Below are 14,290 nucleotides of genomic sequence, written 5' to 3'. Positions count from 1 at the left end.
TATGGAAGGCGCTAGCGCTACGAATCATTGTTTCGGCTGCGGGCGTGATAACCCGATTGGCTTGAAACTGGATATGCATATGGAAGACGGCCGCTGTGTGGCTTATTTTACCCCCAAGGCGGAACATGAAAGCTATGGGGATCGGATGCATGGCGGACTGACCAGTACCCTGTTGGATGAAGTCATGGGAGACTATGTTTTTCGAACTGCCGGGAAGCCGGCCTATACGGCGCGGCTTGAAATCCGTTTTCGCAGCCCCATCCGCATCGGCGAAACGATTAAAGTCGAAGGTTGGCCTGAAGTACACCGTCGTCGCTTATTCATCATGAAAGGGCGGATAACCCATGCCGACGGCACGCCAGCTGCCGAAGCTACGGCAGAATTAATGCTGGCGAAATGAGGAGGTTTTTAGAATGGATAGAACCGATATGATTCACCGTATGTATGACATTAAGGGACCCTTGGTTGCTAAAAAGTTTGAAGCCCGTGGCTTTGAGGCTACATACTGTCCCACTGTAGAAGAAGCTTTGAAAAAGGCCGTTTCCTATATTCCGGAAACGGATGTCGTCTCTTGGGGCGGTTCGGCTTCGATCAATGAAATCGGCCTGCGGCCGTATGTCTTGGAACACAACCCGGTCATCGACCGCGATTCGGCTAAGACGCCGGAAGAACGCGTCGAATTGATGCGCAAGGCCCTGCTCTGTGATACCTTCATCATGGGCACCAATGCTGCCATTCAGGACGGTCAGCTCATCAACATCGACGGCAATGGCAATCGCGTCGCAGCTCTTTGCTACGGCCCGAAACAGGTCATCGTCATCGTCGGCATGAATAAAGTCGTTCCGACCGTTGAAATCGGCATCGAACGGGCTCATACCGTAGCCTCGCCGAAGAATATCGGCCGTTTCCCTAATGCCGGGACTCCCTGTGCTAAAACGGGGATGTGCGCTCACTGTACGAACCAGGAAAGCATTTGCGCTCAGGTTGTTCGGACCCGGGTCTGTAAGCCGCAGGGCCGGATCAAGGTCATCTTAGTTGGCGAAGATCTGGGCTTTTAAGTCTTAATTATCGATACGAGGGGAGATTTGTATGAGAACGGGAACGGGTGTTATTGAAGAAGTTTGTGCCGACGGCTTGGTCAAGATCCAGACCAACCGCAGTAATCTGTACTCGCCGTGCAGTGACAGCATGTGCGCCGACAACGTCGTCATCGACGCTGTCAATCCGATTGGTGCCAAGAAGGGCCAGTTTGTACAGTTTAATATTCCCGATGCCGGCATGGGGGTCAAGGGCATTGTCTGCTTTGGTGTGCCACTGCTGCTGATCATCGTCTGCGGCATCATCGGCTACGTCTTGGGCGGTCAGGTGAAGGCTGCGCCGGAAATGACGGCCTTTGCCGGCATGATCATCGGCGGCATCATCGGCTGCCTGATTCTAAAAGGCTACGAAAAGAAAATCAATAACAATCAGAACAAGGCGACGATTACGGGCATTATCGCGTAATTAAACCTTATTCCTGCGTCATCAGGATACAAAAAGGCTGCACACCGTGTGATGTGCAGCCTTTTACTTATGAAGTTATACGATATCGATTTGACAACTCTGCATGATCTTCAATGCCATTTCATGGGCCTCCGGCGTTGAACCGGCGCAGCAGGAGCTGTCGACGACGATTTCTTTTTCCGGATAATGGGCTTTCAGTAAGATGGCATTGGAAATGACGCAAATATCGGTGCAAAGACCCATGAGGACGAGTCGGTCATAATCTTTGACTTCATCGACCAGGTCCGGGCAGCCGAAGGATGGTTTTTCAAAAATCTCCGCCATTAGCGTATAAGGCAGGAGCTGTTTTGTGATGCGCCAGCCCCGCGTATCTTTGATGCAGTGGGCAATGGGGAGTTTTTGACCTTCCCGGGTTTCCCGATAATCGCTGCCGTGGGTATCCTGTGTAAAAATCAGATCCGTTTCTTGATCGGTATCTTTTTTGCTGGCAACGATTTTTGCTTCGACATGAGGTACGATGGCTTGAGCCCCCGGCGTGCCTAAGGAGCCGTCGATAAAATCGTTTTGCATGTCGATGATGATATATGCTTGAGTCATACAGCCCTCCCGTATCTGTTAGGAACGAAGTTCTTTCAAGTATTCCGGGACATCCGGGCAGGTCATGAGACCGGACATCAGGGCGACGCCCGTGATGTTGACGTCATGGAGCTGGGATACCGTCGTCGGTGTTACGCCGCCTAGGGCGTAGACCGGAATTTTTACGGCTTTGCAAATCGCTTCGACCGTATCGACGCCGATCGGTGAATCGGACGGCTTGCAGCTTGTCGGGAAAACGTGGCTGGCCATGATATACGTGGCGCCAAGCTGTTCCGCTCTGACTGCTTCTTCGACGGTGTGGACGGAAACGCCCAAGGTCGTCATGTAGTACAGCAGGGAAGAGTGGCTTTCCAGATATGACAGGGAGCATTGGAAACGGGGAATGTGAAGACGAATGGCAACTTTGCCGAAATGTTGAAGGATACACGTCTTTTGGTGAATGCTGCAGAGGCGCAGTGCTCGTTTGGCATAGTCCGTGTAGTCATCTTCAGAAAGCGTTTTTTCACGAAGTACGATGAAGTCTACGTCGGATGCAGCAATTTGTTCGAGCTGGTCCCAGTAGTTTGTCGCCGCGAGTTCGTGGTTTGTAATTGCAGCTACTTTTAACACAATTATCACCTGAATATTAGAGTATTTTATACTACAAATATACAGTAATCTCATACTAACGTCAATGATTATACCAATAGAATATATTGGAGGCCTCGTATGAGTTAAACGCTTTAGAACATGCGGTTTACGACAAAAGCAGGTCGGGGTGGATTAGGTCCTGACCTGCTTTCGTCGTTGTTCTATATAGGTATTTAATAGTGGATATCAGGTAAGTATTACAAATAAATATACTCGCTGGTAAGGGGCTGGAGGCCCATATTCTTGATGTCAGCGTACATCTGGTCGAATGAACGGCCATCGGTGATTTCAAACTGTTCATCACCCATTTCCGAGCCGTCCTGATGGAGGTGGCCGCCGATGCCGACGCAGACGCTGGCCGATACCTTGGTGGCTGCGATTTTCATGATGGCATTGCGGAAGGATGCGCTTTCGCGGCTCGATACGACGATATTGGCGTAGGGCATGAATAGGCGGTAAGCGCAGATGATCTGCGTCAGTTTCCGTTCATCGACGTCTTTGGGGTTGATCTTATCGTTGTTGATGATCGGGCAGAGACGCGGACAGGATAAGGAGATTTCAGCGTGCGGATATTTCCGCTGCATGAGCCAGGCGTGCATGCCCGTAGCCAAGGCGTCTTTCTGGTAGTCGTCGAGGCCTAAGAGTGCGGCAAAACCGACACCGCGCATACCGCCGAGGATAGCCCGTTCCTGGGAATAGAAGCGGTACGGGAAGATTCGTTTATGGCCGGCCAAGTGGAGCGTTTCGTACTTGTCGGAATTGTACGTTTCCTGGAAGACGGTGACGTAGTCGGCGCCGCATTTGTGGAGGTAGGTATAGTCCTTGGTGTTGGTCGGATAGATTTCCATGTTGATGACCCGGAAGTACTGACGAGCGATTTTGACGGCGTTGCCGATGTATTTGATGTCGCTCATCTTGGGACTTTCACCGGTCAGCATGATGACTTCTTCGATGCCCGAGTCGGCGATGTTTTTGCATTCCTGATGGAGCTCTTCGTCGTTCAGGCGGGCCCGTTTTATTTTATTGTGCGAGTTAAAGCCGCAGTAGATGCAGTGGTTGTCGCAGTAGTTGGCAAAATAAATCGGGGTCATGATGGAAATGTTGTTGCCGAAGTGACGGCGCGTGACCAAATGGGCTTTTTGGGCCATTTCTTCGAGGAAGGGGGCCGCGGCTGTCGATAAGAGAGCCATGAAGTCCCGCGGGTCTAAGCGTTCTTTCGATAAGGCCATGCGAACGTCTTTATCGGTAAAGTCTTCGTTATGAAAAGAATCGTGAATGGCAACGACCTGGTCGAGCATATCGGAATCGAGAATTTCCATGCCCGGTAAGTAGGTCATATGGTCGATACGTTTTTCTTCTGTCATAATCGCATTCCTCCTCAGGCACCTAAGAAACCGGTAAGCGGATCCGATGCAGAGGCCGTTTCGCGGATGCGGCCGAGACCGGAGAGATAGGCGTTGCGGCCGGCGCGGATGGCTTCGCCGAATGCCTTGGCCATGAGCGGCAGGTCGCCGGCCGTTGCGATAGCCGTATTCGCCATGATGGCAGCGGCACCCATTTCCATAGCTTCACAGGCCTGGGACGGACGGCCGATACCGGCGTCGACGATGATCGGCAGATCGACTTCGTCGATGAGAATCTGGATGAAGTCTTTCGTTGATAAGCCTTTATTGGTGCCAATCGGCGAGGCTAAGGGCATGATGGCAGCGGCACCGGCATCGACGAGGGCCCGGGCTGCATAGAGGTCAGGATACATGTAAGGCAGGACGACGAAACCTTCTTTGGCGAGGATTTCCGTAGCCTTGATCGTTTCGTTATTGTCGGGAAGCAGATATTTGGAGTCGCGCATGACTTCGATTTTGATGAAGTCGCCGCAGCCAATTTCCCGCGACAAACGGGCGATGCGGACGGCTTCTTCGGCCGTTCTGGCGCTGGACGTATTGGGCAGCAGGGTAACGCCTTTGGGGATGAAGTCTAAGATATTGTCTTTTTCACCGGCTTCGACGCGGCGCAGGGCCATGGTGACGATTTGAGCGGCACCTTGTTCGACTGCCGCCTTGATGAGGTCGACAGAGAATTTGCCGGAGCCTAAGATGAAACGGGACGTGAATTCATGGCCGCCAAGGACCAGTGTATCTTTCTTTTCCATTGGGAGACACTCCTTTTATATTGTGTAGGTTTTCTGCTTAGTCATGAGGGTTAACCCCCGCCGACAAAGTGGACGATTTCCATGGAATCGCCGTCTTTTAAGGTCACCGTGTCATAGGCTTTGCGCGGTACGATGGTGCCGTTCAGTTCGATGGCGATGCGGTCCGTACGATAAGCCTGATCGGTAAGATAGGACAGCAGGTTCTGGCCGTCTGCTGCGATGTCCTTGCCGTTGATGCGTATCATGATGGCCCTCCTTTCTATGCACTAAAAAAAGGCCGCACGAAGACTTACACCCAAGGTGGTGTACCCCTTCGTGCGACCTTTCGTTTCGGTCTCACTCTACCTTTGATTATAGACGATTGACTGGAAAAGTCAATCGTTTTATGCCAATCAGTACCAATCGGTATTCCTGACTGATATGGTCGAAATGGGCCGGACTGGCGGCATGACAGGGAACATAGTATAATAAATTTATAAACTTACGAGAGGTGATGACTGTCATGAAGGAACGGATGGATTGGACGGATATTGCCCGTTATTTTTATTTGCCCGATGAGCGGCTGCAAGCGATTTCCCGTGATTTTTCGGCCGATATCGACAGGGCCTTGGCCGGCGAGGCCGGAGCCACGGTATCTGCTGAAAAATCGTATGCATCCCTGCCGGAAGGGGATGAAACGGGTGTATTTTTAGCACTGGATTTTGGCGGGACGAATGTAAGAGCCTCGCGGATTCGCCTCTTGGGACGGCATTGCTATATCATTGAAAAAAAGGTATCTCGACCATTGAAAGTTGCCGGAGAATACGATTACCTGTCGTCTTCGACGACGGCAGTAGAACTCTTTGATTTCCTGGCCCGGCTCGTAGGCAAAGTAGCCCGCCGCGGCCAGTCTTATCGATTGGGGCATGCCTTTTCTTTTGCTTTGGAACGGACCGGCATCGAAGACGGCCGTCTCCTGGCCTGGTCTAAGGAAATCGCTGTTTCCGGCGTTGAAGGCGAGAACGTCAACGCCTTACTGAAAGCGGCTCTGGTACGACAAGGTCTCTGCGACATCGAGCCAGTAGCCCTTGTAAATGATACGACGGCCCTCTTATTGTCGGCGTCGTATACGATGGACAAGGTGCGCGTCGGCATGGTTTGCGGCACCGGGTTTAATGCTTGTTATTATGAGCCGGAATGGAAGATGATCGTCAACTTGGAAGCCGGCGATTACAACGGCGTTACGGGCCATCATTGGGATGAAGCCGTTGATGCCGGGTCGTCTCAGCCGGGGCTGCATAAGCTGGAAAAGATGATGAGCGGCGCCTATGCTTCGGAACTCTTTCGCCAAACCCTGTTGACCTACTTTGGCGTTCAAGAACTGCCTCCCTTTACGACAGAGGCGATGAATGCCATCCTTCGAAGTGAAGATGACCAGCAAGGCCGGCTTACGATGGGGAAGCTGTGGAACCGCATTGTCCGCTTAGAAGATGTGCGCCCTGTAAGGCATATCGGCGCGTCTATTTTTGTCCGCTCGGCTCAGTTGGTCGGTGCCGTCGGCTGCGGAATCCTGCATCATTTATATAAAGAGCGGCCCATTCCGAATCAGACCATTGCCATCGACGGCAGCGTTTTAAAATACGTTCGCGGCGCTCTGGTGATGATGGAAGATGCCATGCAGGCCTGCCAAAATGAAGGACCTGGACGGGAAAAACAGATTTCCGGCGATCCGATTCTCATCCAGGATGGCGTTTCCGTCGGAGCTGCTATTGCCGCTGCTATGAGCATAAGATAGTTTTTATAAGAAAATCTATGGATTTGCTAAGGAATCACGGCGTATCCCCCTTTTCAGGCGGCGCATTTTTCGGTACAATATAGTATTACAGAGACAACTATGGACATGGCAATGCCACAGAGGGGAGAAGGGGCCTTAGGCCGGATGCAATGCTGCAACTCGACAAATCCATCAGCAAACCATTTTACGTGCAAATTTATGAATATTATCGCCAAGAAATAGAATCGAGCCGCATGGTAGCCGGTATGCGTCTCGATTCTGTGCGTGAATTGGCCCAAGCGGCGGGCATCAGCAAGATGACCGTAGAGAAGGCCTATTACCAATTGGCCAGCGAAGGCTATATCCTGCGCCGTCACAAAGCCCGCTATGAAGTGGCCTCTTTGGGCCGGCGGGAACAAGTGCCGGAAGAAGACCGGCAAACGCGGGTGCAGGAAATCGTCCATCAGCCGGTGTATGACTATGATTTTGCCAGCGGCGACATGGCCTTAGAGCGATTTCCCCTCGACATTTGGCGAAAGTACATGAATCGGGTCTTGTCTGAGCCAGACCGCTTGCTAGCGGCCAATGACGACCAGGGAGTGCCGGACCTGCGCCGTGCCCTGAGCCGGTATGTTTACGAAACGCGCGGCGTTCATGCAGCGCCGTCCCAGATCATCATCGGTGCCGGCACGATTTCGCTGCTGGGCATACTGACGCACTTGCTGCGCTATAAATACGACTGCATCGGCGTTGAAGAACCGGGGTTCAGACTGGGGCGGGAAATCTTTCGCAACAGCGGCTATTCCATCGTTCCCATCCCTATCAAGGACGGTCTCCTTCAGGTCGATGAACTGGAGCGAAGCAATGTCCGCCTGGTCTATGTCAGTCCGTCCCATCAGTTTCCGACGGGAACGGTCATGCCTGCCGGTATTCGCCATCGCCTGCTCCAGTGGGCGGGCGAGACGGACGGCCTCATTATCGAAGACGATTACGACAGTGAACTTCGGTACTACGGGCGCCCGGTACCGGCACTTCAGGGACTGGACCGCAGCGGCCGCGTCATCTATATGGGGGCGCTTTCGAAGGTATTGCCCTTTTTTGTCCGCCTGAGTTATATGGTGCTTCCACCGGAACTCATGCCCTTATACCATGCGCAGCGGGGGCTCTTTCGTCAGGGCGCTTCGGTTCCTGAGCAGTGCGTGTTGGCAGAATATATTCAAAGCGGCGAGCTTTCACGTCAAGTCCGCCGGCTGCGCAAGGATTATCAGGAAAAAGGCGAGCTTTTGCGGAAGCTTCTCATGGAGGCCTTTGGCCCGGAGATCGTCGTCGGCCAACTCGTTTCCGGCATCTATTGCCATGTCCGCCTGCACAGTCCCCTGTCAGAAGCGGAGTTGCTCAAAAAAGCCGAGCAGCAAGGCTGCCGTGTCTTATCGATGCAGTCTTTTTATGAAACACCCTCACAGGAAACCGACAACGAGTTTCTCCTGTCATTTTCAAAAATTCCCAGCTGTAAGCTCCGTGATGCCGTTGCGGCCCTGCATGCAGCATGGTCAGAGAAGGAAGGATACTAATGGCGAAAAATTTGCGGTTTATTCAATGCGGAGATCTTCATTTAGGAAGCCCGTTCCATAATCTGGCCGCCATTGATGATCGCTGGCAGCGCATCATCGGCAAAGCTCCGGTCCGGGCCTTTCAGAAAATCGTACAGCTGGCCATCGATAAACAAGTTCACGCCGTCCTCATCACAGGCGACGTCTATACCAGCGCCAATCACAACCTTACGGCACAGCTCGACTACGTACGGCTGCTGCATAAATTGGCCCAGCACCAGATTCAGGTCTTTGCCGTCCTGGGCAATCACGACCCCCTCGAGGCCTGGAAGGCGAAGATTCCCTTCCCGCCCAACGTCCATATCTTTTCGGCAGAGGCCGTCGAACGGGTCCCCCTGCTCGTTGACGGAGAAGAAGCAGCGGCCGTTTACGGACAGAGCTATGCCAAAAGTGAACAGCGGGACAACCTGGCCTGGAAGTTCAACCGGGCGGCTGGCGATAGATTTTCCATCGGAATGCTCCACACCCAGGTCGGCAGCAGAGAGTCGACGTACGCTCCGTGTACCCTCGACGACTTAAAAGAGTGCGGCATGGATTATTGGGCCTTGGGTCATATCCATAAACACGATATTTTATGTGAAAAGCCATATATCGTCTATGCCGGCAATCCCCAGGGGCTGGACTGCACGGAAAGCGGTCCCCGTGGCTGTTATTACGTCGAAGTTGGACCCTATGGAACGACGAATATCGAATTCATCGATACCAGCATCGTCCGCTGGGAAAGCATCGACATCGCCATCGACGGCCTCGAGTCGGTATCGGAACTGCGCGGTGCCGTGCGCTTTGCCAAAGAAAAAGTGCGTCGTGATATCGGAAAACCGACTTTCCTGACCGTTAATTTTACGGGCAGCGGCAGCATGTACCATGTCATCAATAATCCGGAAGCGACGCAGTACTGGCTGGAAAGCTGGCGTGAAGAAGAACAGGGAAAGTATGCCTTCGTCATGGTCGAACGGCTGCGCAATCTGGCCCGCCCGAAAATCAACATGGATGAACGGAGTAAATTGCCCGACTCCATTGGCGATTATTTAAATGTTTTCGACAATTTAGAAAAATTGGAGCCCGCTGAAAAGGCCAAGGCCCTGCGGGATATCCTCATGAATCGACCGGAGTTCGAACGCCTCGGTGCGTACGGCCGGGCGATTTCGGATGACCGCCTGCTGGAAAACTTTGAAAAAGCCAAGTGGCTGGGCATGCAGCGCTTGCTGGAACATAGAAGAGGATAATGTCATGAAGATTATACAGATGGAATTAGCTGATTTCGGGATTTATCATGGAGTCAAATGGAATCCCCCTGAAAGCGGACTGATCGTCATGCACGGCCGCAATGAAAGCGGCAAGACGACCCTCATGAAGTATGTCCGCTCCATGTTCTTCGGCTACTTGCGGGGCGATTGGCACGGCTATTTCGGCAGTATGGATATCCGCCGGGAAGACGGAAAAGAGTACAAAATCGTCCGCAATGAAAAAGAATATACCTTATCCGATGGTGACGAAAACCTTCAGGAAGAACCGGCCGACTTGTGGTGGCACGGCCTGGATCGTCAGACCTACGATAAGATTTTTGCCATGGGTCTGGAAGACCTTCAGGGCTTTAAAATCCTGTCCAATGAAGCCGTCCGCAATCACTTTTTCAGTATTGAAGGCGGCGTCGCCATGGGCCTGGCCCGCAGCGAAGTGGCCAAAGAGATGGGCGAGCTCCTGGTGGCCTCACCTCAGGGGAAAAAGCCGATCAACGCCCTGCTCAATGAGCAGAAAGACTTCGACCGTCGGATCAGCAGCCTGGCCTTTGATGAAGATGAATTCGCCAAGCTTCAGGAAACGGAACGGACGACTCATGAAATCGAAAACCGTATCCGCCTCGATATCGAAGAATCGAAACAGCAGATCGAACAGATTTCCATGCCCATCGCGGCCTGGGATGTCTATAAACGCGGGCAGGATGCTCTGCAGCAGATGCAGAATTTGGCCGACGTATCGCAGTTTCCCATGGATGGCGCTCAAAAATGGGCCGATATGGACCAAAAGATTAAAGAAATCGACGAACAGATCCAACACCTAAAAGAAATCAACCAAAAGGGTCCGGCTTTTCAGGAATCTTGGAAGCGCTGGCTCGTCTGCGGCCCTCAAATCGACGATATTTACCGCAGCATCCCGGCCTGGAAGCAGGGCTTGGATGAATTAAAAGACCACGAAGATAAAGAAATCGATTGGGACTTTGAAAAAAATAAACAGGCCGAAACCCTGAAAGGGTGGACCGTTACCGGTGAAATCCCGGAAACCGTCGACTGGCCGCGCGGTATGGCGGCGGCATCGGCGTTGGAACACAGCCGTCAGGAAATGGAAAAATGGCAGGCAGCCAAGCCTAAGAACGTATCGGCGCCGGAACCTGAAGCAGAAGATACGGAAAAGACGAAAGACGAGTGGAATACCGTTGGAACAGCAGTCGCTGCCATCCAGTCGGCCGTTACGGAACGGCAGACCCTGCAGGAACAGCTCGATTGGCTTAAAAATGGGGCTACGGGCCCCTCCAAGGCCTTTACCGTATTGGGCGTCCTTTTCCTGTTGGCGGCTGTAGCCTGCGTCGCCGCCGTATATCTGGCGGACTTTGATTCGACGCTTGGCCTGGGGGCCGGCGCGGCCTGTGCCGTCATCGCCGTTATTTCCCTGGCCCGTCAAAAAACGGGGACCGATCGCATTCCCCGTAAAATCGCTGAAATAGAAGGCCAGTTGGGAACGCTTGACCAAAAAATCAGCGAGCTTTCAAAAGATGCTGAAATCACCTTGGACGTCGAAGCTGCCAACGACCGTTGGCAGCAAGAATTGGACGGCGTCCGCAAACAGTATATGGACTGGCAGACGCGGGAATCGAAGAATGCCTGGCAGAAAGAACAGAAGGTCATGTACGATGCCATCTATGAAACCTGGCAGGAAGACGGAAACGCCTGCAAGAAAAAACTCTTAGCCAGTGAAACGGCTTGGGAAGGCTGGCGCGATCAGTCGGGCTTTACGAAACTCGAAACGGCGGACATGGCCAAAGCCAAGGAAGCCTGGGATACATGGAAGCAGATGACGACGGCGTCGGCGGACTGGAAGCGGCGCAAGCTCGATGTCAACAGTTCTATTTCCCGCTGGACCGATACGGCTGAACAGATCTTCCGCGAAGTCGGCGTTAAAAAGCCCGTATCGCCCGATGCGGCAGAAGCCGTATATAAACAGTGGCAGGATATCCGCGTCCAGGCTGAGGTCGCGAAAGAGCAGGACCGTCAACAGAAAGAACGGGAAGCTCAGATTGAAAGCCTGTCTGAAGAACGGGAACATAAAGTTCAGATGCAGAGAGAACTGCTCAGTGCCGCCGGGGCCAAGACCGATGCGGAATTCCGTGGGAAATTACTGAAATTCCGTCAATTCCAGCAGTATAAAGAAGTCTATGACCAAACGGAGGCCCATATTCGGCTCATCGCCAAGAATCCTAAAAAGCTGTCGGAACTGCGCCATGAACTAAAGATACATACCTTGAAAAACTGGACGGACGAACGCGATTACTATCAGAAAAAAATCGCCGATGCCGAAAAGAAACTGGCCGAAGTCGCTGAAAAACGCGGCAGCATCATCGAACGCCTGAGTCAGATGGCCAAGAGCGACGAATACGGAAAACTACTCCAGACACAGCAGAACCGCAAGGCCGATTTGGACCGCCACGTCGACGATTGGCTGACCTATATGTATACCCAGTACATGCTCGAACAGGCTCAGGATTATTACGAACGAGTCCGCCAGCCCATCGTCATCCGCCAGGCCGGTGAATACCTCAATCTCATGACCCAGGGCCGTTACACCCTTCAGGCCAATCTCGACGGCAAGCAGCTCTTTGCCGTCGACGGTACCCAGCGCCGCATTCCGGAAAAACAGTGGAGCAGCGGCTTAGGTGACCAGATTTACTTAGCCATTCGGGTCAGCCTGGCCATGGCCTTTTCACGGCAGATCGAACCGATGCCGCTCATCCTCGACGACATCCTGGTCCGCTTCGACGAACAGCGCCAAAAAGAAGCCATTCATTTCCTGGCCTCCCTTGGGAAGAAAGAACAGATTTTCCTGTTCACCTGCTCGGCAGCGACCCAGAAAGTGGCTCAGGAAGTTCAAAAAGAACTTTCCGGGGAAACCGATACGATTCACATCTTTGAAATCGAAAAAGGCACCATTCAGCCCCAAACGGCTTCGTAAAGAGACTCTAAGTATAACTATTAACAGCTCGGTTCACGCCGGGCTGTTTGTTGTACAATGGGAAAATGTGATTTTTCGTTGACTTGAAATACGGCGGATAGGCAACCTATTGTTGGAATATGATGAAACCGGTTTTAATCCGATTGACATTACCCCATTGAGTAATATTTTGTTATAAATTATGTTTTTGATAAGGTAGGTGATTTTATGGGTGTACTGGCAGAAAACGATGCTATTGCCAGTGTGATGATGTGGGAGGCCATGGATGCGGTTAATGATGGGATCGTTATTGTCGATAAAACCTCCCGTATCCTCTATGTAAATAAGGCGTATACGAAAATTCTTGCTGTATCAAAAGATAAAGTCCTTCATAAGCAAGTAAAAACGATTGAACCAGGGGCCCTTATTTTGCAGGTTCTTCAGAATAAAGAGCCAGTTCTTCAGCAATTAGTAGAAGTAAAGACGAGGGGCAAAAAAATACGAGTCAATATTACACCGATCATGAAAGACGGTACACTTCTAGGCGCCGTATCGGTATTCAATGACATTACGGAACTGTCTCGGAGCCAGGAAGAGTTGGAAAAGGCACAACGACTCAATCAATCGATCTTTAAAGCGGCTGCAGACCGCGCGTTTCATGCTGAATTTTCTCATATCATTGGACAGAATCCTAACTTTTTGCGATGCTTGCGGCTGGCTGAACTAGTGGCACCGACAGATGCAACCGTTCTCATTGAAGGGGAGAGTGGGGCAGGGAAAGAAGTTTTCGTCAACGCCATACTAGCAATCAGCGGAAAAAGAAAGCAGCCTTATGTCAATTTAAATTGTTCGGCCATTCCAGAATCTTTAATGGAAAGTGAACTTTTCGGTTACACGTCCGGTTCTTTTACCGGAGCCGTCAAGGGCGGCAAGAGCGGAAAGTTTGAACAAGCTGATGGTGGTACGATTTTTTTAGATGAAATCGGGGAGATGCCCCTCTTTATGCAGTCAAAACTGTTGAGAGTACTGCAGTCCGGAGAAATCCAAAAAATAGGCTCACAAGTAGTTCAAAAGGCGGATGTTCGGGTGATCGCTGCTACGAATCGCGATTTGAAGCAAATGGTCCGAGAAGGTAAATTCCGCGATGACTTATATTTTCGCTTAAACACCTTTAAAATAACTATTCCTCCGTTGCGGGAACGTGGTGAAGACGTCCTTTTGTTAGCTGATTTCTTTTTAGAGAAATATGCGCGAAAGTATGGGAAAAAAGTTACAATCTCGCCCGAAGTGAAACAGTATTTTTTAACATTCCCTTGGAACGGTAACGTTCGTCAATTACAGAGCTGTATGGAATATGCTGTCATTGTTTGCAATGAAGGGATCATTCAATTAGAGCATTTACCAGACGACTTGCTGCAGCATGACAATCAAGTAAGCACAACTTCTTATTTTGATGCGGATGAGTTTGAAGCTGGTTGCGATTATTCCTTGAAATCAGGACTTCAGATGATGGAAAAGAAACGGATTCAGCAGGCAATATCAGAGGCCAATGGAAATAAAACGAAAGCCATGAAGGCCTTGGGGATTAGCCGGCGGACTTTCTACAAGAAGTGGAAACAATATGGGCTTGATGAAGAAAAATAAAGTGTATACTATGTAAACAAAATGAACATAGTGATTTGTATATTATGTAAACAATACGGCCTATTTAGGTATACAACTGTGTGCCTAAATGGGCCGTATTATTTTGCCAGTAAAATTTTAATTATGGAAGATAAATGGGATGGCTACTCGTTTTTCAAGAACGGAATATCATGGTTCTCCTCGCTTTTTTATTTCTTGGCA

The 14,290-nt window shown here is 51.2% G+C and carries 13 protein-coding genes; 8 read left to right on the top strand and 5 right to left on the bottom strand.

The window, feature by feature from the left end; all coding sequences use genetic code 11:
* Position 1: 1 nt before the first annotated feature.
* The 3 genes from HMPREF3201_RS00225 to HMPREF3201_RS00215 are packed head-to-tail and all read left to right on the top strand — an operon-like array spanning position 2 to position 1,503.
* Complete coding sequence (locus HMPREF3201_RS00225) at positions 2-400, top strand: PaaI family thioesterase (protein WP_062411188.1); 399 nt, start codon at positions 2-4, stop codon at positions 398-400.
* 13 nt (positions 401-413) lie between these two features.
* The gene (locus tag HMPREF3201_RS00220; RefSeq protein ID WP_062411187.1) at positions 414-1,058 is read left to right on the top strand and encodes a lactate utilization protein; all 645 of its coding nucleotides are present in this window, start codon (positions 414-416) and stop codon (positions 1,056-1,058) included.
* 31 nt (positions 1,059-1,089) lie between these two features.
* Entirely contained in the window at positions 1,090-1,503 is a 414-nt protein-coding gene (locus HMPREF3201_RS00215; RefSeq protein WP_062411186.1) for a SoxR reducing system RseC family protein, read from the top strand.
* A 75-nt stretch (positions 1,504-1,578) separates the two neighbouring features.
* On the opposite strand, the gene HMPREF3201_RS00210 is transcribed toward HMPREF3201_RS00215, so the two are convergent.
* From HMPREF3201_RS00210 to thiS, 5 genes are all read right to left on the bottom strand, one after another.
* On the bottom strand, positions 1,579-2,100 hold the full coding sequence (locus HMPREF3201_RS00210; protein WP_062411185.1) for a cysteine hydrolase family protein: 522 nt from the start codon (positions 2,098-2,100) through the stop codon (positions 1,579-1,581).
* An 18-nt stretch (positions 2,101-2,118) separates the two neighbouring features.
* A complete protein-coding gene (locus HMPREF3201_RS00205) occupies positions 2,119-2,709 on the bottom strand; it encodes a thiamine phosphate synthase (protein WP_062411184.1) in 591 nt (196 codons plus the stop codon).
* A 218-nt stretch (positions 2,710-2,927) separates the two neighbouring features.
* Positions 2,928-4,094, bottom strand: a complete 1,167-nt coding sequence (gene thiH, locus HMPREF3201_RS00200; protein WP_062411183.1) for a 2-iminoacetate synthase ThiH — start codon at positions 4,092-4,094, stop codon at positions 2,928-2,930.
* A 14-nt stretch (positions 4,095-4,108) separates the two neighbouring features.
* Positions 4,109-4,879 carry a thiazole synthase gene (locus HMPREF3201_RS00195; protein ID WP_062411182.1) on the bottom strand — a complete coding sequence of 257 codons (771 nt, stop codon included), beginning with the start codon at positions 4,877-4,879 and terminating at the stop codon, positions 4,109-4,111.
* A gap of 50 nt (positions 4,880-4,929) precedes the next feature.
* Positions 4,930-5,124 (bottom strand): sulfur carrier protein ThiS, encoded by a 195-nt coding sequence (gene thiS, locus HMPREF3201_RS00190; RefSeq protein ID WP_044505327.1) that lies wholly within the window; start codon positions 5,122-5,124, stop codon positions 4,930-4,932.
* Positions 5,125-5,381: 257 nt separating this feature from the next.
* On the opposite strand from thiS, the gene HMPREF3201_RS00185 reads away from it, so the two are divergent.
* From HMPREF3201_RS00185 to HMPREF3201_RS00165, 5 genes are all read left to right on the top strand, one after another.
* Positions 5,382-6,653, top strand: a complete 1,272-nt coding sequence (locus HMPREF3201_RS00185) for a hexokinase family protein (protein WP_062411181.1) — start codon at positions 5,382-5,384, stop codon at positions 6,651-6,653.
* A gap of 149 nt (positions 6,654-6,802) precedes the next feature.
* Complete coding sequence (locus HMPREF3201_RS00180; RefSeq protein ID WP_062411180.1) at positions 6,803-8,203, top strand: MocR-like pyridoxine biosynthesis transcription factor PdxR; 1,401 nt, start codon at positions 6,803-6,805, stop codon at positions 8,201-8,203.
* Positions 8,203-9,468 (top strand): metallophosphoesterase family protein, encoded by a 1,266-nt coding sequence (locus HMPREF3201_RS00175; RefSeq protein ID WP_062411179.1) that lies wholly within the window; start codon positions 8,203-8,205, stop codon positions 9,466-9,468. The genes HMPREF3201_RS00180 and HMPREF3201_RS00175 overlap by 1 nt, the downstream gene beginning before the upstream one ends.
* 4 nt (positions 9,469-9,472) lie before the next feature.
* A complete protein-coding gene (locus HMPREF3201_RS00170; protein ID WP_062411178.1) occupies positions 9,473-12,466 on the top strand; it encodes an AAA family ATPase in 2,994 nt (997 codons plus the stop codon).
* Positions 12,467-12,673: 207 nt separating this feature from the next.
* On the top strand, positions 12,674-14,089 hold the full coding sequence (locus tag HMPREF3201_RS00165; protein ID WP_062411177.1) for a sigma-54 interaction domain-containing protein: 1,416 nt from the start codon (positions 12,674-12,676) through the stop codon (positions 14,087-14,089).
* The last annotated feature ends 201 nt before the right edge of the window (positions 14,090-14,290 follow it).

Origin of the sequence: Megasphaera sp. MJR8396C (assembly GCF_001546855.1) — a bacterium.
GTDB lineage: Bacteria > Bacillota > Negativicutes > Veillonellales > Megasphaeraceae > Megasphaera.
The sequence above is the reverse complement of the archived record's forward strand: the minus strand, read 5'-3'. Positions and strand labels throughout refer to the sequence as shown.